We start from the raw sequence: 22,291 nt of genomic DNA on the forward strand, positions 1-22,291 counted from the left end.
GCCACGGATCTCACAGCTCCAACAGCACCGTCACCGGTCCGTCGTTGACCAGGTGCACGTGCATGTCCGCACCGAAAACCCCAGTTTGAACCGTCGCGCCCAGCATCCCTAACGCGTCGGCGAATTCGGCCACCAGCGGTTCGGCGACGGGGCCGGGTGCCGCGGCGTTCCAGGACGGGCGGCGACCCTTGTCGGTGTTGGCGTACAAAGTGAATTGGCTCACCACAAGAATCGGGGCGGCCAGATCTGACGCGGACCGCTCACCGTCGAGAATCCTCAATTGCCAGAGCTTCTCTGCCATCCTGCGGGCCTTGGCCGCGTCGTCGTCATGGGTGACACCGACGAGGGCGAGCAGGCCCTGGGTGTCCGGCTTGATCTCACCGACGACGACACCGTCGACTGTGACGCTCGCTGATGTCACCCGCTGCACCAAAACTCGCATGGGTCGATTGTGCCGCCCCAAAGACTGTGGCCCCCAACAGGAGTGTTGGGGGCCACAGTCTTCGTCATGACTCAGACGTCGGCTTACACGTCGTAGTAGAGGGCGAATTCGTAGGGGTGGGGTCGGATTTGGATGGGGAGGATTTCGTTTTCGCGTTTGTAGGTGATCCAGGTTTCGATGAGGTCTTCGGTGAAGACGCCGCCTTCGGTGAGGTAGTCGTGGTCTTCTTCGAGGCGGTCGATGACGGTGGCCAGGGAGGTGGGGGCTTGGGGGATGTTGGCGGCTTCGTCGGGGGGCAGTTCGTAGAGGTCTTTGTCGACGGGGGTCAGCGGTTCGATTTTCTTTTTGATGCCGTCGATGCCGGCCATGAGCATGGCGGCGAAGGCGAGGTAGGGGTTGCCGGAGCTGTCGGGGCAGCGGAATTCGAGGCGTTTGGCTTTGGGGTTGTTGCCGGTGATGGGGATGCGCACGCAGGCGGAGCGGTTGCGTTGGCTGTAGACCAGGTTGATGGGGGCTTCGTAGCCGGGGACGAGGCGTTTGTAGGAGTTGACGGTGGGGTTGGTGAAGGCCAGTAGGGATGGGGCGTGGTGCAGGATGCCGCCGATGTAGTGCCGGGCGAGGTCGGAGAGGCCGGCGTAGCCGGATTCGTCGTGGAAGAGGGGTTGGCCGTTTTTCCACAGGGATTGGTGGGCGTGCATGCCCGAGCCGTTGTCGCCGAAGAGGGGTTTGGGCATGAAGGTGACGGTTTTGCCGTGGGTCCAGGCGGTGTTTTTGATGATGTATTTGAAGAGTTGGACGTCGTCGGCGGCGTGTAGCAGGGTGTTGAACTTGTAGTTGATCTCGGCCTGCCCACCCGTCCCCACCTCATGATGACCTTTCTCCAACGAGAAGCTCACACTCTGGAGGTTGGTGGCCATTTCGTCGCGTAGGTCGACGTAGCGGTCGTAGGGGGCGACGGGGAAGTAGCCGCCTTTGGGGCGGACTTTGTAGCCGCGGTTGGCGGTGCCGTCGGCTTCGAAGGGTTCGCCGGTGTTCCACCAGCCGGATTCGGAGTCGACTTCGTAGAAGGTGCCGTTCATGGTGGAGTCGAAGGCCACGGAGTCGAAGATGTAGAACTCGGCTTCGGCGCCGAAGAAGGCGGTGTCGGCGATGCCGGTGCTGGCCAGGTAGTTTTCGGCTTTGCGGGCGACGTTGCGGGGGTCGCGGGAGTAGGCCTCGCGGGTGAAGGGGTCGTGGACGAAGAAGCTCAGGTTGAGCGTCTTGGCGGCCCGGAACGGGTCGATGCGGGCGGTGTCGGGGTCGGGTAGCAGCATCATGTCGGATTCGTGGATCGACTGGAAACCGCGCACCGAGGACCCATCGAAAGCGAGCCCGTCTTCAAACACGCTCTCATCGAACGCCGACGCCGGAATCGAAAAATGCTGGACGACGCCGGGCAGATCGCAGAAGCGAATGTCGATGTACTCGACGTTTTCGTCCTTGATCAGCTTGAAGATGTCGTCGGACGTCTTTTCGGCCACTGAGTGTTCTCCTTTACTGGTAATCCGCGGGTTGACGCTAAGGACACGATGTTGCGCAGCCGTCAACCATATGTTGCGCTGACGTTACGCAATCCGCCGATGGTGGCCTGAGGTAACCCATGCGGGCGCGCCTATCCTGACACCATGGCCCGCACTATGGGGAGCTGGTTGTCAGGTCCCGGACCTTTCGATTCCCGTGACGGTTCCGACGGCAAGGACGACGGATCCACGAAGTACCCCGGAGAACGCCTCGGCCTGCCCGAATCCGGCTCCGGCTCGCTCGCCAGGACCGGCAGGCGCGTCGGCGCGCTGTTCGTCGACTGGCTCGTGGCCTACGGGCTGGCGGGCCTGGCACTGGCCTCGGGCCTCATCTCCCTGGCATCACTGTCGACGGCAGTCATGGTGGTGTGGATCGTGCTGGGCACGGTGGCGGTTCGACTGTTCTCGTTCACCCCGGGCCAGCTGGCGCTGGGCCTGGTGGTGGCGGGCACGGACGGCCGTGACAAGGTCGGGCTCGGACGCGCTCTGGTCCGGGTGCTGTTGATCGCGCTGGTCATACCACCGTTGGTGACCGACAGTGATCTACGGGGTCTGCATGACCGGGTCACATTCACCGCTGTCCTGCGGCGGTAGGGCGGTTGCGGGTTAGCGCCTCCGCGCGCTGCGCTGCGCTCCGCGCATCTTTGCCGCCGCCGGTAACGGTCCCTTGGGCACCGCACCCGGACCGGCCTTGGAACCCAACGCGACAAGCCGCGACTCCAGTGAGTCCATCTGCTTGACGGTGATGTTGCTCGGCAGCTTGGACAGGTGCCGTTCGAGCTTGGACAGGGGCACCTCGCCCTCGCCATTTCCGACCACGATGTCGTAGATCGGGACCTCGCCGACCAGCCGCGCCGTGCGCTTCTTCTCCTGCGCCAGGAGTGGCTTGACCCGCGAGGGTGAGCCTTCACCGACGAAGATCACCCCGGGCCGGCCGATGACGCGGTGCACGGCATCGAAGTGTCCGGTCACCGCGACGGCTGGGGTCACGCGCCACTTGCCCCGCAGGTTCTCCAGCGCCCAGGCGGCCGCGCCGGTCTGACCTTCGGCCTTGCGGTACACCGACTTCTGCGCGCGGCGGCCGAAGATGATGAACGCCACCAGCAAGCCCAGCACGACGCCGAGCACCGGCAGCGTATAGGTGCTGATACCGCCGAGGAGGATGCCCGCCACCACGGCCACCGCCACGATCAGCACCAAAGCGCCGATCATGTACGGCAGCAGCCGCTTGTCCTCTTTACGCTGGATCTGGAAGGCCTGCCACAGCTGGCTGCGACGCTGCTTGGAGGCCGCCTTGCGGGCGGCCTTCGCCTCGGCCTTCGCCGCTTTGGTTTCCGCGGCATTGCGGGATTTCGCCATTGGATCAGGATACGGGGGGGTGCCCGGCGAAACGCAGCCGCGCGGCCTGTGCGTAGAGCTTGCCCGCCCGGTAGGACGAACGCACCAGGGGCCCGGCGAGAACACCGGCGAAACCGAGCTCCTCGGCGAAGGCTGACAGCGCGACGAACTCGTCGGGATGTACCCAGCGCTCGACCGGATGATGCCGCGGTGAGGGCCGCAGGTATTGCGTGATGGTGACGATGTCGCAGCCGGCGTTGTGCAGGTCGCGCAGCGCGGTGTGGATTTCCTCGATGGTCTCGCCCATGCCCAGGATCAGGTTGGACTTGGTGACCAGACCGGCGTTGCGGGCAGCGGTGATCACGTCCAGGCTGCGCTGGTATCGGAAGGCAGGACGGATCCGCTTGAAGATGCGGGGTACGGTTTCGACGTTGTGCGCCAACACTTCCGGACGCGAATCGAAGACTTGCGCCAACTGTTCGCCGATGCCGTTGAAGTCAGGGATGAGCAGTTCCACACCCGTGCCCGGGTTGAGTGCCTTGATCTGGCGGACCGTCTCGGCGTAGAGCCAGGCCCCGCCGTCGGGCAGATCGTCACGGGCCACCCCGGTGATCGTGGAATACCGCAGACCCATCGCCTGCACACTCTCGGCGACCCGGCGTGGTTCGTCTCGGTCGAGTTCTGCTGGCTTGCCGGTGTCGATCTGGCAGAAGTCGCAGCGTCGGGTGCACTGTTCGCCGCCGATGAGGAAGGTGGCCTCGCGGTCCTCCCAGCATTCGAAGATGTTGGGGCAGCCGGCTTCTTCGCATACCGTGTGCAGGCCTTCGCGCCGCACCAAGCCCTTGAGTTCGGTGTATTCGGGGCCCATCTTGGCGCGGGTCTTGATCCACGGGGGCTTGCGCTCGATCGGCGTCTGCGCGTTCCGGACTTCGAGGCGAAGCAGCTTCCGACCCTCTGGCACGACACTCACTGGTTCATCCTACGTTCAGGGCGACTTCCAACCGGCCGTCCAGCGCGTCGCACACCGATTCGGTCACCCGGTCCATGACGTCGTCGACGCCGATGCGGTGTCCCAGTTCGGCGGTCAGTGACGTCACCCCGGCATCGGCGATGCCGCACGGGATGATCGACGAGAACGCCGACAGGTCGCAGTCACAGTTCAGCGCGAACCCGTGCAGCGTCGTCCCGTGGGCGACCCGGATGCCGATGGCGCCCACCTTGCGCGCGGGAATGCGGCGCCCCTCAATTTCCGAGCCAGGCACCCAGACCCCTGAACGGCCGGCCACGCGGCCGGTGGTGAGGCCGAACTGACCGCACACCGCGATCAGGGCTTCTTCAAGGCGACGAACGAAATTCACCACATCGAGAGGCTCGGTCAGGCCGATGATCGGATAACCCACCAGCTGACCGGGACCGTGCCAGGTGATCTTGCCGCCGCGGTCGGTGTCGACGACGGGCGTGCCGTCCACCGGACGCTCGTGCGGCTCGGTGCGTTTGCCTGCGGTGTAGACAGCCGGATGCTGCAGCAACAACAGTGTGTCGGGGCCGCCGGCGATCCTGGCGTCGGCGACGTCCCGCTGTAGCTGCCATGCCACCTGATAGTCGACGGTGCCGAGGCGCCGCACGTCGACTGCCGAACGGGCCGCGCGGATCGATGTCACAGCGTTGACGGTACTCGGATTCGTCACAGGTCTTTGGGTGCGGTGACGTAGGCAAGAGCCTCGCCGACAGTGTGGTGGTGGAACTCGAAACCAGCCCGTTCCAGTGCTGCGGGAATGACACGCTGCCCGGCCAGCAGACCCTCGTCGGCGAATTCGCCGAGCAGGGTCCGCAGCGCGAAACCCGGCACCATCAGCGGAGTGGGGCGGTTGACGGCTCGGCCGAGGGCTGCGGTGAACTCGGCGTTGGTCACCGGTGCCGGGCCGGTGAGGTTCACCGGACCCGACATCGAGTCGGTCCACATGGTGAACAGCACGGCCCGGATCTCGTCCTCCAAGCTGATCCAGGGCAGGTACTGGCGTCCGTTGCCGAGCCGGGCCCCGAGGCCGAACGAGAACAGCGGTTTCAACCGGGAGAGCAGGCCGCCGGACGGCGCCAGCACCAAGCCGGTCCGTAGCAGCGCCACCCGGGCACCGGCGGCTGCGGCCGCGGCGGTCGCGGCCTCCCAGTCGTAACACAACTGGGCCAGAAAGCCGTGGCCCGCCGGAGCCGTCTCGTCGGTGGCCTGGTCGCGGGTGTTGCCGTAGTAACCGACCGCACTGGCATTGATCAGCACCGGCACTGCCGCCTCGGCCACCGCGGCGGCCAGCACCTCGGTAGGTTCGATCCGGCTGTCCCGCAGACTCTGCTTGAAAGCTCCTGACCAGCGCTTCTCGCCGACGTTGACCCCGCACAGGTTCACCACCACGTCGACGCCGCGCAGTGCACCCGAGTCGAACTCACCGGTGTCGGGATTCCAGAACAGTTCGTCGGCATTCGACGGTGCCCGACGCACGATCCGCAGCACTCGATGGTCGGCGGCGCGCAGTGCAGACGCCAGTGCCGAGCCGATCAGGCCAGAGGACCCCGCGATCGCAACGACAGCTGAGCTTTGTCCGATGACCACCGGATTCTAGAGCCCCAGATCGGCCTCGAATGCACCCTCTTCGAGCCGGCGTTTGATGGTGGTGACGAAGCGTCCGGCGTCGGCACCGTCGATGAGCCGGTGGTCGTAGGTCAGGGGCAGGTAGCAGACCGATCGCACGCCGATGGATTCGTTGCCGTAGGCGTCGGAGATGACCCGGGGGCGTTTGACGATCGCGCCGGTGCCGAGCATGGCGGCCTGCGGCGGCACCAGGATCGGAGTGTCGAACAGGGCGCCTTGGCTGCCGATGTTGGTGATGGTAAAGGTGCCGCCGGACAGCTCGTCGGGTTTGAGGTTGCCTGAGCGGGCGCGGGCGGCGATGTCGGCGATAGCGCGGGCCAGCCCGCCCAGCGAGAGGTCACCGGCGTTGTGGATGACCGGGGAGAGCAAGCCCTGGTCGGTGTCGACGGCGAAGCCGAGGTGTTCGGCGTCGTAGTAGGTGATCTCTTTGGTGTCTTCGTTGTAGCTGGCGTTGACGTTGGGATGGATTTTGAGCGCGTCGATGACCGCTCGTGCGATGAACGGGAGGTAGGTCAGATTGACCCCTTCGCGTTCGGCGAACTCAGCCTTGGCGCGGGCCCGCAGCGCCACGATCTTGGTCATGTCGACCTCGTGGGTTTGGGTCAACTGTGCGGTGGCTTGTAGAGATTCGCGGGTTTTCTTGGCGGTGATCTGACGGATCCGGTTGACCTTTTGGGTGGTACCGCGCAGATGCGCCAACGCCGGTGCCGGAGTTGCGGCCGGGGCCGCGGCGGCGGGGGCTGGTGTCGACGCGGCCGTTGGTGCTGGGGGGGTTTTCTTGGCTTCAGCGGCGGCGAGTACGTCTTGTTTGCGGATGCGGCCGCCGACGCCGGTGCCCTTGACCGTGGACAGGTCGATGTTGTTTTCGGCTGCCAACTTTCGCACCAGCGGCGTGACGTAGGGGGAACCGTCGGTGGCCGGAGCCGTTGGCGCCGGAGCCGCGGCGGCCGGGGCTGCGGGCGCTGGAGCGGCCGGGGCTGCCGGGGCGGTGGCCGGGGCCGGCTCGGGTGCGGGTTGCGGCTTCGGTTCTGGCTTGGGTTCGGGCGCCGGCGCGGCCTTGGGTTCTGGCTTGGGCTCAGGTGCCGGTGCAGCCGGGGGAGCGGGTGCGGGGGCCGCCGGGGTGGCTGCGGCGTCGCCGATCTTGGCCAGTTCGCCGCCGACGGCGACGATGTCGTCTTCTTCGGCGGTGATGGCCAGCAAGGTGCCGGCGACCGGGGAGGGAATTTCGGTGTCGACCTTGTCGGTGGATACTTCCACCAGTGGTTCGTCTACCCCGACACTGTCGCCGACCTTCTTGAGCCATCGAGTGACGGTGCCCTCGGTGACCGATTCGCCCAGCTCGGGCATCACCACGGAAGTGGCTGTGCCCGACGCCGCCGCCGGAGCCGGGGCAGCAGCCGGTGCGGGGGCAGCTTCGGCGGCCGGCTCGGCCGGCTGGGCGGCCGGGGCCGGGGTCGGGGCCGGCTCGGGTTCGGGTTGAGCGGCGGGGGCGGTTTCGGGGGCCGGAGCAGCGGCAGCCGTTTCGCCGGCCTCGCCGATGACGGCCAGTTCGCCGCCGATCTCGACGGTGTCGTCCTCCTGAGCGACGATCTTGGTCAACACGCCGGCGGCCGGGGACGGGATCTCGGTGTCGACCTTGTCGGTGGACACCTCCAGCAGTGGCTCGTCGAGTTCGACCGTGTCGCCCTCCTGTTTAAGCCAGCGGGTGACGGTCCCCTCAGTGACACTCTCACCTAGCGCGGGCATCTGGACGGAGATGGCCATATGTGTTGACTCCCTCGGACGGTCACTCGTGACGACTCGAACTCTGGCTTACCACAGCTGGGTGCACTGGGTGCGGCACCTAGGTGGATTGTTCGGACCATCCTGTCACTGCGCGGCAATTCGAGCGCACTCAGGGTTGGCTGCGGCTCCGGCACTATCGAACCGGGTAGTACATGTAGAGGAGATCGTTCTGTTGGGGCTGTTCGAGCGTTAAGGTCGGGACTACTCGATACCTCCGGTATTGGATACCGACCGTCGCGGAGGGTGGACTATGCAGCGCTTCGTCGATAGTGCCGACGGGACCCGCATCGCAGTCTACGAACAGGGCGACCGGGACCTGCCCACGCTGGTGATGGCCCACGGCTGGCCCGATTCTCACGTGCTGTGGGACGGCGTGGTCGCCGAATTGGGGGACCGGTACCGGATCGTGCGGTACGACAACCGCGGCGCCGGGGCCTCCGACGTACCTAAGCCAGTCTCCGCCTTCACCATGGAGCGGTTCGCCGACGACCTCTCGGCAGTGCTCGACGAGGTCAGTCCGGGCACGCCAGCCCATGTGCTGGCTCACGACTGGGGTTCGGTCGGCGCCTGGGAATACCTGAGTCGTCCCGGGTCGGCCGAGCGCGTCGCCTCCTTCACGTCGGTGTCTGGGCCCAGCACAGACCACTACGGATTGTTCGTGCGTGGCCGGCTGGCCCGCCCCTACCGGCCCATCCGATTCGCCAGGGCGGTGAACCTGGCATCTCGGTTCAGCTACTGGATCCCGTTCTCGGTACCGGTGATCGCACCGGCGCTGATGCGTGCGGGAGTTGCTCGACGACTGCAGGCGATCGACACCCCGGGGCCCAAGTTCCAGTCCGAGAACCTCGACATCGACGCCGCCAACTCACTGAAGATCTACCGCGCGAACGCTATTCGATCGTTCACCCGGCTGCGGCGCGATCACTACGTCGCGATTCCGGTGCAGCTGATCTGCAACGACGACGACCCCGTGGTGCGTGGCCATGGCTACGACGACGAGTCCAAGTGGGTGCCGCGGCTGTGGCGCCGTGACCTGAAAGCCGGCCACTGGGCCCCGTTCTCACATCCGAAGGCCATCGCGACTGCCGTCGCCGAACTTGTCGATCATCTGGAGGGCGCACCCGCGACCCGGGCGTTGCGCCGGGCGCAGGTCGGGCGCCCCCGCAAAACCTTCGGTGACACACTCGTTTCCATTACGGGGGCAGGCAGCGGTATCGGCCGGGCCACCGCATTGGCGTTCGCGGCCGAAGGGGCCGAGGTGGTCGTCAGCGACATCGACGAGGCTGCCGCCAAGGCGACCGCGGCCCAGATCGCCGAGCGCGGTGGCGTCGCACATGCCTACGCGCTCGACGTCGCCGACACCGAGGCAGTCGAACGCTTCGTCGAACAGGTGTGCACCGAGCACGGCGTACCCGACGTCGTGGTCAACAACGCCGGGATAGGAGTCGTCAACTGTTGCCGGTCGTTTGCGCGCCGGCTCGTCGAGCGGGGCACCGGTGGCCACATCGTCAACGTCGTATCGATGGCGGCCCACCCGCAGTCGAACGCCTACGCCCTGTTCTCCGATTGCCTGCGCGCCGAATTGAGCTCGGCGGGCATCGGTTTGACGACGATCCGCCCCCGCGTCATCGACACGAACGTCGTCGACACCACGCGCTTCGACGTGAAAGCCTTCGCGGCGCGGCGTTACGGACCGGACAAGGCGGCCAAAGCTATCGTCTCGGCGGTGCGCCGGGCTGACTAGCCGTTCTGCGCTATGTCCTCCAGGACCGCGAACATGGTCCGCGTCGGAACGCCGGTGCCGCCCTTCGGCGTGTAACCCCACGGCCCGCCGGTGTTGTAGGCCGGCGCGGCGACATCGATGTGAGCCCACTGGACGCCGTCGGCGACGAACTCGCGCAGATACGTTCCGGCGACCAGCATTCCGGCGAAGCGCGAGCCGCTGACGTTGGCCAGGTCGGCGACCGTGGACTTGAGGTCTTCCTTGAGTTCTTCGGGAAGCGGCATGGCCCAACCGTTTTCGCCGACGGACTGCGACAGCGTCGCCACCCGGTCGCGGAACTCGTCGCTGCCCATCACGCCCGGGGTGCGGGCGCCCAGCGCGACCGTCTGGGCACCGGTCAGCGTGGATGTCTCGATCAGGTAGTCCGGATTGTCCTCGCAGGCCCGCACGATGGCGTCGGCGAGAATCAGTCGCCCTTCGGCGTCGGTGTTGAGCACCTCGACAGTCGTGCCGCCGTACTGCGTGAGTACGTCACCGGGCCGCTGCGCGGTGGCCGAGGGCATGTTCTCGGCCATGGGGACGGTGGCGATCACGTCGATGGGCAGCTGCTGTTGGGCGGCCAGCACCACGGTCGCGATGACGGCGGCGGCACCGCCCATGTCGGATGTCATGTGGTGCATGTTGGCGGCTGGCTTGATCGAGATGCCGCCGGTGTCGAACGTGATGCCCTTACCCACCAACGCGACGGTCTTCACTCCGGCTGATCGTGCTCCTCGCGTACGCGACCGACCGCCGCCGCGGTGGGCCAGACGCACCAGCCGCGGCGGGCGTGAGGACCCCTTCCCGACCCCGACGATGCCCCCGTAGCCGGCTTTGGTGAGTGCCTTGTCGTCGAGCACCTCCACTTCGAGGCCGTACGCCTCACCCAAATCCTTTGCCCGTTTGGCGAATTCGGCCGGGAACAAGTGGCTCGGCGGAGTGTTCACGAAATCGCGGGCAGTGGCCACGGCCGTGGCGATATCAACAGCACGGTCCGCGGCCTTCTTGGCGGCGGCCTTCGTATCGGGGGTCAACGCGACGATCTTCGTCAGTCCCGGGTCCTTGGGAGCGGTCTTGGCACTGCGGAACTCGCTGAACCGGTATGCGCCGAGGATCAGGCCTTCGACGGTGGCCTCCAGATCGATCGCGCTCAGCGTCGTCACCACCGAACCGACCTTGTCCAGCGATCGGGCAGCGCTGCCGGCGGCGCGACGGATCACGTCGGCCGGCCAGATCTCGCGCGGCTCACCCAGGCCGACTGCCAGCACGCTCGCCACCGGCAACGCGGCGACTACGAGGCGGTGCGACTGACCCTCGGCGCCCGAGGCGCCCAGCGCCCGCAGACCCGATTCGATGGCGCCGATAATCTCGTCGTCCAGATAGGACTCGGCGGCCAGAACCTTCGGGCCGGATTTGTCGGTGACGACGGGAACGATCAGGACAGCGTCGGCGACGCCCCTGCGGGGCAGAGCCGAGCTGACGGTGACGGTGGGGGCCTGATAGCCGGGTGCGCTACTCACCCGATTCACCCTAGAGGCGTACGAGCGGGTACGCCGATTAGGGTGAGCCCGTGAGCGACGATCTGTTGCACGGCCCGCTGGAAGACCGCCACCGCGCCCTCGGCGCCAGTTTCGCGGAGTTCGGTGGCTGGCTGATGCCGGTGTCCTACGCCGGAACTGTCGCCGAACACACCGCCACCCGCACCGCCGTCGGCCTCTTCGACGTCAGCCACCTGGGCAAGGCGCTCGTCCGCGGGCCCGGAGCAGCGGCGTACGTCAACTCGGCGCTCACCAACGACCTCAACCGGATCGGACCCGGTAAAGCGCAATACACGTTGTGCTGCAACGAATCCGGGGGAGTGATCGACGATCTCATCGCTTACTACGTCTCCGACGACGAGATCTTCCTGGTGCCCAATGCGGCCAACACCGCCGCGGTGGTCGCCGAGCTGCAGCGCCACGCGCCGACCGGGCTGACCATCACCGACGAACACCGTTCCTACGCGGTGCTGGCGGTGCAGGGCCCGAAATCCGCCGAGGTGCTCAGTGGACTGGGCCTGCCCACAGACATGGACTACATGGCTTTCGCCGACGCCGAGATCGACGGCGTCAGAACCCGGGTCTGCCGTACCGGCTACACCGGCGAACACGGGTACGAGCTGCTGCCCCCGTGGGATGGTGCCGGGGTGGTGTTCGACGCCCTGGCCGCCGCGGTGCAGGCCGCCGGTGGTGAACTCGCCGGTCTCGGCGCCCGCGACACGTTGCGTACCGAGATGGGTTACCCGCTGCACGGCCACGAGCTGTCGTTGGAGATATCGCCGCTGCAGGCCCGCTGCGGCTGGGCGATCGGCTGGGGCAAGGACGCGTTCTGGGGGCGTGAAGCGTTGCTGGCCGAGAAGCAGGCCGGGCCGCGTCGCGTACTGCGCGGGCTGAAGGCTTTGGGCCGCGGGGTGCTGCGGGCCGACCTGACCGTGCTCGACGGCGACACCCCGGTCGGCGTGACCACGTCGGGAACGTTCTCACCCACTTTGAAAGTCGGCATCGCACTGGCTCTGCTCGACACCGCCCACGAGATCGCCGACGGCCAGCGGGTCGCGGTGGACGTGCGCGGCCGCGCAATCGAATGCGAGGTTGTGAAGCCGCCGTTTGTGGCCACCAATACTCGCTAGCCGCCGGCGATACAATCGCAGCATGACAAGCGGTCTTGCAGAGTTCACGGTTTCGGTCAATACGGACCGGGCGACCGACGCGGTACGCGAATCCATTCTGGCGAACCCGGGATTCGGCAAGTTCCACACCGATCACATGGTGTCCATCGACTACACCGTGGCCGACGGTTGGCACAACCCGCGGGTGATCCCGTACGGCCCTATCGAGTTGGATCCGTCGGCAATCGTGCTGCACTACGCGCAAGAGATCTTCGAGGGCTTGAAGGCCTATCGCTGGGCCGACGGGTCGATCGTGTCGTTCCGCCCCGAGGCCAACGCGGCCCGGCTGCAGTCCTCCGCGCGTCGGCTCGCCATCCCGGAACTGCCGTCGGAGCTGTTCATCGAGTCGTTGCGCCAGCTCATCGCGGTCGACGAGGCCTGGGTGCCCGCTGCGGGCGGCGAAGAGTCGCTGTACCTGCGGCCGTTCATCATCGCCACCGAGCCCGGTCTGGGTGTGCGGCCCGCCAACGAGTACCGGTACCTGGCCGTCGGATCGCCGGCCGGCGCGTACTTCAAGGGCGGTATCAAGCCGGTCAGCGTTTGGCTGTCGCACGAATATGTGCGGGCTTCTCCCGGCGGTACCGGCGCGGCCAAGTTCGGCGGCAACTACGCGGCCTCGCTGCTGGCACAGGCCCAGGCGGCTGACAACGGCTGCGATCAGGTGGTGTGGCTCGACGCCATCGAACGGCGCTACGTCGAGGAGATGGGCGGGATGAACCTGTTCTTCGTCTTCGGCAGCGGCGGTTCGGCGCGGCTGGTCACCCCGGAGCTGTCGGGTTCACTGCTGCCCGGTATTACCCGGGATTCGTTGCTGCAGTTGGCAACCGACGCGGGATTTGCCGTCGAGGAACGCAAGATCGATGTCGACGAATGGCAGAAGAAGGCCGCCGCGGGCGAGATCACCGAGGTGTTCGCCTGCGGCACCGCCGCGGTGATCACTCCGGTCTCGCACGTCAAGCACCGCGAGGGCGAATTCACCATCGCCAGCGGGCAGCCCGGTGAGATCACCATGGCCCTGCGGGACACCCTGACGGGGATCCAGCGCGGTACGTTTGCCGACACCCACGGCTGGATGGCGCGGCTGAATTAGCGCACCGCAAGGCCGAGAGCGACGAGCGTCGTCGTCACCTCGACAGCCGCGCCCAGCACGTCACCGGTGATACCACCGAACCGGCGTACACAGTGGGCGACCAGCAGCGCGCACACCCCGAGAGCCAGTAGCACCACGACGGGTCCCTGCCAGGGCCGGTGCGTGGCCAATGCCGCCAGCGTGGCCAGCGCCACTGACCAGGCGACGACGACGGCGACTGGTTGGCTACCCGCGACCACCGCCCCCAACGAGCTGCCCGGCGCGGCGGGCACCGACCGCCGGCACGCCATCACTGCGGCCACTCGACCGGCGGCCACCGCGGTGAGCACGGCGACCGGGCCCAGTTGCGCGAAGCTCAGTGCCTGCATGGCGATCGTCAGCACAACCGCGGCGACACCGAACGGGCCCGCCGCACCGTCGCGCATCACGGCCAGCGCACGCTCCGGCGGGCCATAACACCCCAGGCCATCGGTGGTGTCGGCCAGCCCGTCGATGTGCAGCCCCCGGGTGACCACAATCAGGGCCGCGACCGCCAACACTCCGGGGAGCGCGCCGGGCCCGAACGCCCGGGTGCCAGCCCACGCGACGGCCGCGGCCATCGTGCCCAGTGTTAGCCCCACCAGCGGCAGCGCCGTAAGGGCACCGCGACCAAACCTGGCCGTCGAGCGCACTGGCAGTACGGTACCGAAAGCGAAAGCCGAAGTGACAGAGGCGATCATGGCGATTATTCGGAGATGCCCGCCTCGTCGAACGTGGCCATCGACGCCAGCGTGGCCACCGCGGCCCGCACCACCGGCAACGCCACGGCCGCTCCGGTGCCCTCGCCGAGCCGCATGCCCAGATCGACGATCGGCTCGAGCCCGAGGTGTGTCAGAGCGAGGGTGTGCGCCGGTTCGGTGGACCGATGGCCGGCCTGCCACCAGGCGCGCGCGCCTGGTGCGAGCCGATCGGCCAGCAGTGCCGCGGCCGTCACGACGAGGCCGTCGAGCAGCACCGGCGTGCGCCGCACCGCTGCCTGAGCGCAGAAACCCGCGATCGCTGCCAGATCGGCACCGCCGCACACTCGCAGCAGGCCGAGCGGATCGTCGGTCACCTTGCGGGCGCGGTACAGCGCGTCGCGGACCGCGGCGGTCTTGCGCATCCAGCCTTCGTCATCGATGCCGGTGCCCCGGCCGACCACCGCGACCGGCTCGGTGCCCGTTACGGCAGCGACCAAAGTCGTTGCCGGAGTGGTGTTTCCGATCCCCATGTCGCCGGCGATGAGCAGTTCGGCACCGGAGTCGACCTCCTCGTCGGCGATGCGGGCGCCGGCCCCGACCGCGGCGACAATCTGGTCGGCCGTGAGGGCGTCCTCGACCGCGATGTTGCCCGAGCTGCGACGCACCTTGTGGGCGCCGATCGCGGGGGACAGCGGCTCGTCGCAGTCGACAGCGATGTCGGCTATTCGTACCGTCGCGCCGGCCACCTCGCTCAACACGTTGATGGCGGCGCCGCCTGCGTCGAAGTTGGCGATCATCTGACCGGTCACCGCGGCCGGAAACGCCGACACGCCGGCTGCCGTCACCCCGTGATCGCCGGCGAACACCACGACCCGCGCCCGTACGAACTGCTGCGGCGGGCACACCCCTTGACACGACGCCACCCAGACCGAGAGATCTTCCAGCCGCCCCAGCGATCCCGGCGGTTTGGTCAGACGGTTCTGGCGGGCCCGCGCAGCCGCCGCCACCGCCGCATCCGGCGGAGTGACGGCGGCGAACATCGGGTCGGCTTCGGTCACGACGGCTCCTTCACTGTGACCGGTTGACCGGCCACGACGAGTACGACCTGCTCGCACACCGCCGCCAGGCGCTGGTTGACCGTCCCCAGCGCGTCGGCAAACCTGCGACCGGCCTCGGTGGCGGGTACTACGGTCAGCCCGACCTCGGGACTGACGAGCACGAGGGGAGCGGTGAACGCGGCAACCGCACCGACCAGCGCATCGACATCGGTGTCGACGGGTGCGCCGCTCCATGCGTCGCGCCGATCCATCGTCGCAGTCAGCCATCCTCCGACGTCGTCGAGCAGCGTCGCGACACCGGGTTCGGCGCCCAGTTGCCGGACCACGTCGTCAGCACCGGCGCCGCACTCTATGGTGCTCCAGTGCGCCGGGCGCCGCGTGAGGTGCGCCGCGACGCGCGCCGACCAGGCCGGATCGATGTCAGCCGCAGAGCCGGTGGCCAGGTAGCGCACCGGCCCCTCGGCGGCGGCCGCGATCGCCGTCTCGGCCCACTGCGATTTGCCCGACCGGATCCCTCCGAGCACCAGCATGCGCACCGACGTCAGGCCGGCCCAGCGGACATCAAGAAACCTTGTCGCCGCGATTGACGGCGGGTCGTGGCGCTCGCATCCGACGGATCTGGGATGCCCGGCTGGCCGCATAGAAGCCGAGCTTCCAACCGCTTTCGGTGTTACCGGGAAACTTCTCGTCGACCATGCGGTTGACCTTGCGACCCACCAGGACACCATCGACGGTCATGACCACCACGAGCCCCAACATCGTGAAGGACATGATCTGCTGGAACTGCAGGCTCGGCAACGCCATCATGAACACGATCATCGCCAGAGCCGCGGGCATGAACAGGCCGAGCAAATTGCGCCGGGAGTCCACGATATTGCGGACGTAACGCCGCACCGGGCCCTTGTCGCGGGGTAGCAGGTAGGCGTCGTCGCCGGCCATCATCTTTTCCCGGCGCTCGGCTGACTCGGCGCGCCGGGCCTGCTTTTCGACCTTGCGTTCCTCGCCCGTGAGCTTCGGGCCACGCAGCTCCTTGCGTCGGCGACGTGCCTCGGCGGTGGTCTGCGGGGCCGGCGCTACGGGCCCGCGCTTCTTGGCGGCCTCACTGCGCTTGGGTGTAGGCCGGCCCTTGGGCGCCGTGCCTCCACCCATCGTGGTGTCGGACGCTGCAGCGCCACCATCAGTGGCGTTGCCCTTGGCCTCGTCGTTCTCGCCGTCGTCGCGCTTCTTACGGCCCAGCAGATTCACGCCAGTCAGGTTACTGCCCGCCGCCGCGCGTCCGGCCAGATGCCCCGTGCCCGGCGACGGGTCGGGAATAGTGACGCAAAGAGGTACCGTTGACGCAGAGACTTCGGTATCGACGATGCCCAGGGAATGTTTTAGGGAGAGCAATGACTGTTCAGGACGAATCGGACATTCAGACCCACGGTGTGATCCTGTCCGACGCGGCCGCCGCCAAGGCGAAGGCGCTGCTGGATCAGGAGGGTCGCGACGACCTCGCGCTGCGGATCGCCGTTCAGCCAGGTGGCTGCGCGGGCCTGCGTTACAACCTGTTCTTCGACGACCGCACCCTCGACGGTGACCTGACCTCCGAGTTCGGCGGCGTGAAGCTGACTGTCGACCGGATGAGCGCTCCGTACGTCCAGGGCGCGACCATCGACTTCGTCGACACCATCGAGAAGCAGGGCTTCACAATCGACAACCCGAACGCCACCGGCTCCTGCGCCTGCGGCGATTCCTTCAACTGATCTCCACCGCCTGGTCCACGGCCAGTACTGCTTGTCAGTACTGGCCGCCGGTGCGTAGCACGTAAGAACACACCAGCACCTCTTCGTCCCCACCGTTCTTGGCATTCTTGGCGACCAACAGCTGCGCCACACCCTGTGCGTCCTCCTGGGATGCCTGCTGGCCACGCGCCGGTGTGACTTTCATGGTGAAGAGCACCTGGGCCTGCGTGCCCGACCACGGCACGATCTTGTCGATGCTGGTGACGTCGGCGCGGCCGAACTGCCTGCGGAACGCATCGCTGGCCAGCATGGCCACCGCGAGATCAGCCTTGCGGTCCTTGACCGCGTCGTAGAGACCGCACAGTGTATGCCGCGCAATGGTCTCGTCATCGCCGTCGGTCAGTGCGTTCAGATACTGCTGAATCGCAGCTTTGGCCTGTTCATCGGACACCACGCCCGACTGCTGCGCAGGCTTGCGGGTCACTATCACCACGGTCAGTACGGCTGCCAACACCGCCAGCGTGAGCAACACGGCGAGAACCCGCGGCCAGCGCCGCTTTCTCTGATACTGCACCGGCGGCGGCAGCATCCCCGGATAGACCGCCGACACGTTCTCCGGATACGGCTCGGGCGGAACGGATTCGGGGTACTGGTAGGGACCAGTCATCAAATGGCGCTCCCCGCGGGTATGTAAGGTGGGTCACCGCTTGACGGTGACCTGGCGTACAGCTACACGCAGGTTAGCGCACCCCGCGGGGCCAGACCGCGTACGACGACGGTGCAAGGCCGGCCCGGGTAGCCTTATCTAGACGACTTAACGAAATTAAGGATGACGCTTCGTGACCATCGCAGTTACCGGCTCCATCGCGACCGACCATCTGATGCGGTTCCCAGGCAAATTCTCCGAACAACTGCTGGCCGACCATCTGCAGAAGGTGTCGCTGAGCTTTCTGGTCGACGACTTGGTGGTGCATCGCGGGGGAGTTGCGGGCAACATGGCCTTCGCCATCGGAACCCTCGGCGGTGACGTGGCCCTGGTCGGCGCGGCCGGCCAGGATTTCGGTGACTACCGGGCGTGGTTGGAAGCGGCCAACGTCGACTGTGGCAGCGTGCTGATCTCCGAGAACGCCTACACCGCACGGTTCGTCTGCACCACCGACGAGGACATGGCGCAGATCGCGTCGTTCTACCCCGGGGCGATGTCAGAGGCCCGCAACATCTCGCTGGCCGACCTGGCGTCCCGCGTCGGTACCCCGGAACTGGTGATCATCGGCGCCAACGATCCGACGGCGATGTTCCTGCACACCGAGGAGTGCCGCAAGCTCGGACTGGCCTTCGCCGCCGACCCGTCACAGCAGCTGGCCCGGCTGACCGGCGAAGAGATCCGCAAGCTCATCAACGGCGCCGCCTACCTGTTCACCAACGACTACGAGTGGGATCTGCTGCTGCAGAAGACCGGCTGGAGCGAAGCCCAGGTGATGAGCCAGATCGGCATGCGCGTCACCACGCTGGGTGCCAAGGGCGTCGACCTGGTCAGCTCCGACGGCACCTTCGTGCACGTCGACGTTGTGCCCGAGAAGCACCAAGCCGACCCGACCGGCATCGGTGACGCGTTTCGGGCCGGCTTCCTGACCGGCCGCAGCGCGGGATTGAGCCTCGAACGCTCCGCTCAGCTGGCCTCGCTGGTGGCAGTGCTGGTCCTTGAGGCCACCGGACCCCAGGAGTGGACCTGGGACCGCGACGACGCCGTGCAACGCTTGTCCGAGGCCTACGGCGCCGACGCAGGGGCCGAGATCGGCGACGCTCTCAGCGCCTAGTGGTCGCTACAGCTGTACCGGGTAGTGCGGCTCTTTGATCTGCGGTGTCACGCTGTGCTCGACGAAAATCGCGTGCCACAGCATGAATATGAGCACGGTCCACAAGCGGCGACTGTGGTCGCTGACCCCGTTGCGGTGTTCGTCGAGCATGGTGCGCACCGCGGCCAGATCGATCAGCTCACCCGCCTGTGATGCGGCGACCGTGGCGTAGGCCCAGTCCAGCAGCTCGCCCGCGCGCAGCCAGTGTCTGATCGGCACCGGGAAGCCCAACTTGGGCCGATGCAGCACGTGGGCGGGAATGATCGGTTCCAATGCGCGACGCAGCGCGTACTTGGTGGTCGAGCGGGTGATCTTCTGGTCGACCGGCAGCCGGGAGGCCACCGCGAACACCTCTGGATCCAGGAACGGCACCCGCAGCTCGAGCGAGTTGGCCATGGTCATCTTGTCGGCCTTGACCAGGATGTCGCCGCGCAGCCAGGTGAACAGGTCGATGTGCTGCATGCGGGCTACCGGATCCCAGCCCTCGGACCGGGCGTAGATCGCGTCCGTCACGTCGGTGTGGGTCCAGTCCGGACGGAAACCGGGCAGCACGGCCCGCAGCTGGTCATCGGAGAAGCTGCGGGCGTTGCCGTAGTAGCGCTCTTCCAGAGTCAGCGAGCCGCGGTGCAGCAGGCTCTTGCCGCGCATCCCTGTCGGCAGTGGCTTGGACGCCTTGCCCAGCGATTTGCGCACCGGCCGGGGGAGATAGTCGAACGGCTTGAGGGACAGCGGCTCGCGGTAGATCGTGTAGCCGCCGAACAGTTCGTCGGCGCCTTCACCGGAGAGCACCACCTTGACGTGCTTGCGGGCTTCCCGGGCGATGAAGAACAGCGGCACCAGCGCCGGGTCGGCCACCGGCTCGTCGAGGTACCAGACGATCTCCGGCAGCGCCTCGACGAACTCGGCCTGGCTGACCACCTTGGTCACGTGGCGGGCGCCGATGGCTTCTGCGGACGCGACGGCCACGTCGACCTCGGAGAATCCCTCGCGCTCGAAGCCGGTGGTGAAAGTGATCAGCCGCGGATTGTGCCGCATCGCCAACGCGGCGATGGCCGTCGAGTCGATCCCGCCGGACAGGAACGCGCCGACCGTCACATCGGCCCGCATGTGCTTGGCGACGGAATCCTCCAGGGCGGCAGTGATCTCGTCGTAGCGTGCCTGCTCGGTGCCGGCAGTGACGGGCACAACGGAAAACTTCGGCACGAAATACCGCGTCACCTCGGGTGCCGAACCAGGCCGGATTCGTGCGTAACTGCCCGATTCGAGCCGGCGGATGCCGCGATTGAGGGTTTCCGGTTCCGGTACGTACTGCAGCACGGTGTAGTGCTGGACGGCGCGCTCATCGATGCCGAGGTCCAAATCTAGTACCGGGGCCAGATCCAACAGGCACTTCTTCTCACTGCCCACGGCCGTGCCGCCCGGACCGGTCGCCATGAACAGCGGCTTGATGCCGAACGGGTCACGCGCGCAGAACATCTCTCGCTCCTGGGTGTCCCACAGCGCGAAGGCGAACATGCCGCGCAGCCGGTGCAACGCCTCGGTGCCCCAATAGTGGTAGGCCGCGACAATGGCCTCACCATCACCGTCGGTGCGGAATACCGCACCGAATTCGGACCTCAGTGCTTCACGCAGTTCGAGGTAGTTGTAGATCTCGCCGTTGAACACCAGCACGTACCGGTCCGGCGATTCCGGCGGGCCCCAGCGCAGCGGCTGGTGGCTGTGGGCGATGTCGATGATCGACAATCGATTGAAGCCGAGCACCACTGCCGGGCCTGCCCCATCAGGACCGGCGTCCGACCAGGTCCCGGGCTCATCCGGACCGCGATGACGCATCAGATGGGCAGCCTCGGCCACGGCGTCGACCAGCCGGGATCCGGCCTCAGATCCCGGGCTCGGGGCGGCCTCGCCCGGATTGGCCAGCGACGGGTCAGTTACCAGGGCCAGCAGTCCGCACACGGGGCCAGTATGCCTAATCGCGGAGCTTTTGCAGACCGGCACCCGAGGCCGAACCGTCCTACCCACCAGACACATTCCCCGGTCGCTTCGCTCCTGCAGACATGTGTGGTCTACGCTGCGTAGTATTCGCTGAGTTGATGACCGCTCGCGGTCGAGTTTTACCGACTTCTAGGAGGCGCCAACGTGACACCTCGCGGGCTCCGGGTGGTGGCGTTGTCAATGGTCCTGGGCGGCACAGCCCTGCTGCTGAGCGGCTGCAGTTGGCAGGATGTGCTGGGCCTGGGTTGGCCGAACGGCATCACGCCGGAGGGCAAACTCAACCGGGATCTATGGCTCGGATCGGTCATCGCATCGTTCGTCGTTGGCGCCATCGTGTGGGCACTGATCTTCTGGGCCAGTGCCTTCCACCGGAAGAAGAAGGGCGACCAGGAACTTCCGCGCCAGTTCGGCTACAACATGCCGCTGGAGCTGGTCTTGACGGTCATCCCGTTCCTGATCATCTCGGTGCTGTTCTACTTCACCGTGGTCGTGCAGGAGCGCATGCTGCACCGGGACCCCAACCCTGAGGTGGTCGTCGACGTAACCGCCTTCCAGTGGAACTGGAAGTTCGGTTACCAGAAGATCGCCTACTCCGACGGCACGTTCAACTACGACGGTGCCGACGCAGCGCGCAAGGCCGCCATGACGTCGAAGCCCGAAGGCAAGGACGAGCACGGTGAGGAGCGGGTCGGCGCCGTGCGCGGCCTCAACCCTGAGGACCGCACCTACCTGAACTTCGACAAGGTCGAGACGCTGGGCACCTCCTCGGAGATCCCCGTGCTGGTGCTGCCGGTCGGTAAGCGCATCGAGTTCGTGCTCAACTCCGCAGACGTCATCCACGGCTTCTGGGTTCCGGAGTTCTTGTTCAAGCGCGACGTCATGCCCGACCCCGAGGCCAACCACTCCGAGAACATCTTCCAGGTCAGCAAGATCGATCAGACGGGCGCGTTCGTCGGGCGCTGTACCGAGATGTGCGGCACCTACCACTCGATGATGAACTTCGAGGTGCGAGTCGTGGAGCCCGATGATTTCAAGGCTTACATGGATGCGCGCATAGCCGGTAAGACGAATGCCGAAGCGCTGCAGGCGATCCACCAAGCCCCGCTGGCAACGACAACCCACCCGTTCGAGAGCCGGCGCGGCGAGCAGGTAGCGCAGGCGAGCAATTAGGGATACGACTCATGCATATTGAAGCTCGGTTGTTTGAGATCCTCACCGCTTTCTTCGCGCTGTCGGCCGTGGTCTACGGTATCCTCACCGCGATGTTCGCCACCGGCGGCGTCGAATGGGCGGGCACCACCGCTTTGGTGCTGACCACCGGCCTGACCCTGCTCACCGGAACCTTCTTCCGGTTCGTGGCCCGTCGTCTCGACACCCGCCCAGAGGATTACGAGGACGCGGAAATCAGCGACGGTGCAGGCGAGCTGGGCTTCTACGCACCACACAGCTGGTGGCCCATCATGATCGCGCTGTCCTTCTCGACCGCCGCCGTCGGCGCCGCGCTGTGGCTGCCGTGGCTCATCTTCGCGGGGGTCTGCTTTGTCCTGACTTCTGCCGCCGGACTGGTCTTCGAGTACTACTGGGGGCCGGAGAAGCACTGACCGCACCGCGG

General features: G+C 66.7%; 22 protein-coding genes. 8 read left to right on the forward strand and 14 right to left on the reverse strand.

Annotated features, from left to right (window positions below; genetic code table 11):
- Window positions 1–10 precede the first annotated feature (10 nt).
- Entirely contained in the window at window positions 11–442 is a 432-nt protein-coding gene (gene dtd / locus B133_RS0104195; protein ID WP_018599464.1) for a D-aminoacyl-tRNA deacylase, read from the reverse strand.
- Window positions 443–525: 83 nt separating this feature from the next.
- Window positions 526–1,962, reverse strand: a complete 1,437-nt coding sequence (gene glnA / locus B133_RS0104200; RefSeq protein ID WP_018599465.1) for a type I glutamate--ammonia ligase — start codon at window positions 1,960–1,962, stop codon at window positions 526–528.
- A gap of 144 nt (window positions 1,963–2,106) precedes the next feature.
- Here glnA and B133_RS0104205 point away from each other — a divergent pair, with 144 nt between their 5' ends.
- Complete coding sequence (locus tag B133_RS0104205) at window positions 2,107–2,595, forward strand: RDD family protein (protein WP_026255947.1); 489 nt, start codon at window positions 2,107–2,109, stop codon at window positions 2,593–2,595.
- A gap of 12 nt (window positions 2,596–2,607) precedes the next feature.
- Here B133_RS0104205 and B133_RS0104210 read toward each other — a convergent pair whose 3' ends face one another.
- The 5 genes from B133_RS0104210 to sucB are packed head-to-tail and all read right to left on the reverse strand — an operon-like array spanning window position 2,608 to window position 7,747.
- Entirely contained in the window at window positions 2,608–3,360 is a 753-nt protein-coding gene (locus B133_RS0104210) for a DUF4191 domain-containing protein (RefSeq protein ID WP_018599467.1), read from the reverse strand.
- Window positions 3,361–3,364: 4 nt separating this feature from the next.
- On the reverse strand, window positions 3,365–4,309 hold the full coding sequence (gene lipA, locus B133_RS0104215) for a lipoyl synthase (RefSeq protein ID WP_018599468.1): 945 nt from the start codon (window positions 4,307–4,309) through the stop codon (window positions 3,365–3,367).
- Window positions 4,310–4,313: 4 nt separating this feature from the next.
- On the reverse strand, window positions 4,314–5,000 hold the full coding sequence (lipB, locus tag B133_RS0104220) for a lipoyl(octanoyl) transferase LipB (protein WP_026255948.1): 687 nt from the start codon (window positions 4,998–5,000) through the stop codon (window positions 4,314–4,316).
- A 23-nt stretch (window positions 5,001–5,023) separates the two neighbouring features.
- Entirely contained in the window at window positions 5,024–5,944 is a 921-nt protein-coding gene (locus tag B133_RS0104225; RefSeq protein WP_018599470.1) for a TIGR01777 family oxidoreductase, read from the reverse strand.
- A gap of 6 nt (window positions 5,945–5,950) precedes the next feature.
- Window positions 5,951–7,747, reverse strand: coding sequence for a 2-oxoglutarate dehydrogenase, E2 component, dihydrolipoamide succinyltransferase (gene sucB / locus B133_RS0104230; protein ID WP_018599471.1), 1,797 nt, complete (start codon window positions 7,745–7,747; stop codon window positions 5,951–5,953).
- A gap of 271 nt (window positions 7,748–8,018) precedes the next feature.
- Between sucB and B133_RS0104235 the strand changes: the two genes are divergently transcribed.
- The gene (locus tag B133_RS0104235; protein WP_018599472.1) at window positions 8,019–9,512 is read left to right on the forward strand and encodes an SDR family oxidoreductase; all 1,494 of its coding nucleotides are present in this window, start codon (window positions 8,019–8,021) and stop codon (window positions 9,510–9,512) included.
- Here B133_RS0104235 and B133_RS0104240 read toward each other — a convergent pair.
- A complete protein-coding gene (locus B133_RS0104240; RefSeq protein WP_026255949.1) occupies window positions 9,509–11,050 on the reverse strand; it encodes a leucyl aminopeptidase in 1,542 nt (513 codons plus the stop codon). The two genes, B133_RS0104235 and B133_RS0104240, sit on opposite strands and share 4 nt — an antisense overlap.
- A gap of 50 nt (window positions 11,051–11,100) precedes the next feature.
- Between B133_RS0104240 and gcvT the strand changes: the two genes are divergently transcribed.
- Both gcvT and B133_RS0104250 read left to right on the forward strand, forming a co-directional pair.
- Entirely contained in the window at window positions 11,101–12,198 is a 1,098-nt protein-coding gene (gcvT, locus tag B133_RS0104245) for a glycine cleavage system aminomethyltransferase GcvT (protein ID WP_018599474.1), read from the forward strand.
- Between the two features lie 22 nt (window positions 12,199–12,220).
- The gene (locus B133_RS0104250; RefSeq protein WP_018599475.1) at window positions 12,221–13,327 is read left to right on the forward strand and encodes a branched-chain amino acid aminotransferase; all 1,107 of its coding nucleotides are present in this window, start codon (window positions 12,221–12,223) and stop codon (window positions 13,325–13,327) included.
- On the opposite strand, the gene B133_RS0104255 is transcribed toward B133_RS0104250, so the two are convergent.
- The 4 genes from B133_RS0104255 to B133_RS0104270 are packed head-to-tail and all read right to left on the reverse strand — an operon-like array spanning window position 13,324 to window position 16,349.
- Window positions 13,324–14,046 (reverse strand): adenosylcobinamide-GDP ribazoletransferase, encoded by a 723-nt coding sequence (locus B133_RS0104255; RefSeq protein ID WP_018599476.1) that lies wholly within the window; start codon window positions 14,044–14,046, stop codon window positions 13,324–13,326. The two genes, B133_RS0104250 and B133_RS0104255, sit on opposite strands and share 4 nt — an antisense overlap.
- A gap of 5 nt (window positions 14,047–14,051) precedes the next feature.
- Window positions 14,052–15,086: a nicotinate-nucleotide--dimethylbenzimidazole phosphoribosyltransferase gene (gene cobT / locus B133_RS0104260; RefSeq protein WP_085974239.1), complete on the reverse strand. Its 1,035-nt coding sequence runs from the start codon at window positions 15,084–15,086 to the stop codon at window positions 14,052–14,054.
- Between the two features lie 14 nt (window positions 15,087–15,100).
- Window positions 15,101–15,640, reverse strand: coding sequence for a bifunctional adenosylcobinamide kinase/adenosylcobinamide-phosphate guanylyltransferase (locus tag B133_RS0104265; RefSeq protein WP_026255950.1), 540 nt, complete (start codon window positions 15,638–15,640; stop codon window positions 15,101–15,103).
- A gap of 25 nt (window positions 15,641–15,665) precedes the next feature.
- Window positions 15,666–16,349 carry a DUF3043 domain-containing protein gene (locus tag B133_RS0104270; RefSeq protein WP_018599479.1) on the reverse strand — a complete coding sequence of 228 codons (684 nt, stop codon included), beginning with the start codon at window positions 16,347–16,349 and terminating at the stop codon, window positions 15,666–15,668.
- A gap of 143 nt (window positions 16,350–16,492) precedes the next feature.
- On the opposite strand from B133_RS0104270, the gene B133_RS0104275 reads away from it, so the two are divergent.
- The gene (locus tag B133_RS0104275; RefSeq protein ID WP_018599480.1) at window positions 16,493–16,849 is read left to right on the forward strand and encodes an iron-sulfur cluster assembly accessory protein; all 357 of its coding nucleotides are present in this window, start codon (window positions 16,493–16,495) and stop codon (window positions 16,847–16,849) included.
- 34 nt (window positions 16,850–16,883) lie between these two features.
- On the opposite strand, the gene B133_RS0104280 is transcribed toward B133_RS0104275, so the two are convergent.
- Window positions 16,884–17,495, reverse strand: coding sequence for a hypothetical protein (locus B133_RS0104280; RefSeq protein ID WP_018599481.1), 612 nt, complete (start codon window positions 17,493–17,495; stop codon window positions 16,884–16,886).
- A 172-nt stretch (window positions 17,496–17,667) separates the two neighbouring features.
- Here B133_RS0104280 and B133_RS0104285 point away from each other — a divergent pair, with 172 nt between their 5' ends.
- Window positions 17,668–18,645 (forward strand): carbohydrate kinase family protein, encoded by a 978-nt coding sequence (locus B133_RS0104285; protein WP_018599482.1) that lies wholly within the window; start codon window positions 17,668–17,670, stop codon window positions 18,643–18,645.
- A gap of 6 nt (window positions 18,646–18,651) precedes the next feature.
- On the opposite strand, the gene asnB is transcribed toward B133_RS0104285, so the two are convergent.
- A complete protein-coding gene (gene asnB / locus B133_RS0104290; RefSeq protein WP_018599483.1) occupies window positions 18,652–20,640 on the reverse strand; it encodes an asparagine synthase (glutamine-hydrolyzing) in 1,989 nt (662 codons plus the stop codon).
- Between the two features lie 183 nt (window positions 20,641–20,823).
- Here asnB and B133_RS0104295 point away from each other — a divergent pair, with 183 nt between their 5' ends.
- Together B133_RS0104295 and B133_RS0104300 are read left to right on the forward strand one after the other, a co-directional pair.
- Window positions 20,824–21,849, forward strand: a complete 1,026-nt coding sequence (locus B133_RS0104295) for a cytochrome c oxidase subunit II (protein WP_026255951.1) — start codon at window positions 20,824–20,826, stop codon at window positions 21,847–21,849.
- Window positions 21,850–21,860: 11 nt separating this feature from the next.
- Window positions 21,861–22,280: a cytochrome c oxidase subunit 4 gene (locus B133_RS0104300; RefSeq protein ID WP_018599485.1), complete on the forward strand. Its 420-nt coding sequence runs from the start codon at window positions 21,861–21,863 to the stop codon at window positions 22,278–22,280.
- Window positions 22,281–22,291 lie beyond the last annotated feature (11 nt).

The sequence above is a fragment of the Mycobacterium sp. 155 genome, assembly GCF_000373905.1.
Classification (GTDB): Bacteria; Actinomycetota; Actinomycetes; order Mycobacteriales; family Mycobacteriaceae; genus Mycobacterium.

What these genes read in the sequence shown, in the direction of transcription:
- dtd (WP_018599464.1), bottom strand. Translation starts at nt 442, where the DNA reads ATGCGAGTTTTGGTGCAGCGGGTGACATCAGCGAGCGTCACAGTCGAC.
- B133_RS0104205 (WP_026255947.1), top strand. Translation starts at nt 2,107, where the DNA reads ATGGCCCGCACTATGGGGAGCTGGTTGTCAGGTCCCGGACCTTTCGAT.
- B133_RS0104210 (WP_018599467.1), bottom strand. Translation starts at nt 3,360, where the DNA reads ATGGCGAAATCCCGCAATGCCGCGGAAACCAAAGCGGCGAAGGCCGAG.
- sucB (WP_018599471.1), bottom strand. Translation starts at nt 7,747, where the DNA reads ATGGCCATCTCCGTCCAGATGCCCGCGCTAGGTGAGAGTGTCACTGAG.
- B133_RS0104235 (WP_018599472.1), top strand. Translation starts at nt 8,019, where the DNA reads ATGCAGCGCTTCGTCGATAGTGCCGACGGGACCCGCATCGCAGTCTAC.
- B133_RS0104250 (WP_018599475.1), top strand. Translation starts at nt 12,221, where the DNA reads ATGACAAGCGGTCTTGCAGAGTTCACGGTTTCGGTCAATACGGACCGG.
- B133_RS0104255 (WP_018599476.1), bottom strand. Translation starts at nt 14,046, where the DNA reads ATGATCGCCTCTGTCACTTCGGCTTTCGCTTTCGGTACCGTACTGCCA.
- cobT (WP_085974239.1), bottom strand. Translation starts at nt 15,086, where the DNA reads ATGTTCGCCGCCGTCACTCCGCCGGATGCGGCGGTGGCGGCGGCTGCG.
- B133_RS0104275 (WP_018599480.1), top strand. Translation starts at nt 16,493, where the DNA reads ATGACTGTTCAGGACGAATCGGACATTCAGACCCACGGTGTGATCCTG.
- B133_RS0104280 (WP_018599481.1), bottom strand. Translation starts at nt 17,495, where the DNA reads ATGACTGGTCCCTACCAGTACCCCGAATCCGTTCCGCCCGAGCCGTAT.
- B133_RS0104300 (WP_018599485.1), top strand. Translation starts at nt 21,861, where the DNA reads ATGCATATTGAAGCTCGGTTGTTTGAGATCCTCACCGCTTTCTTCGCG.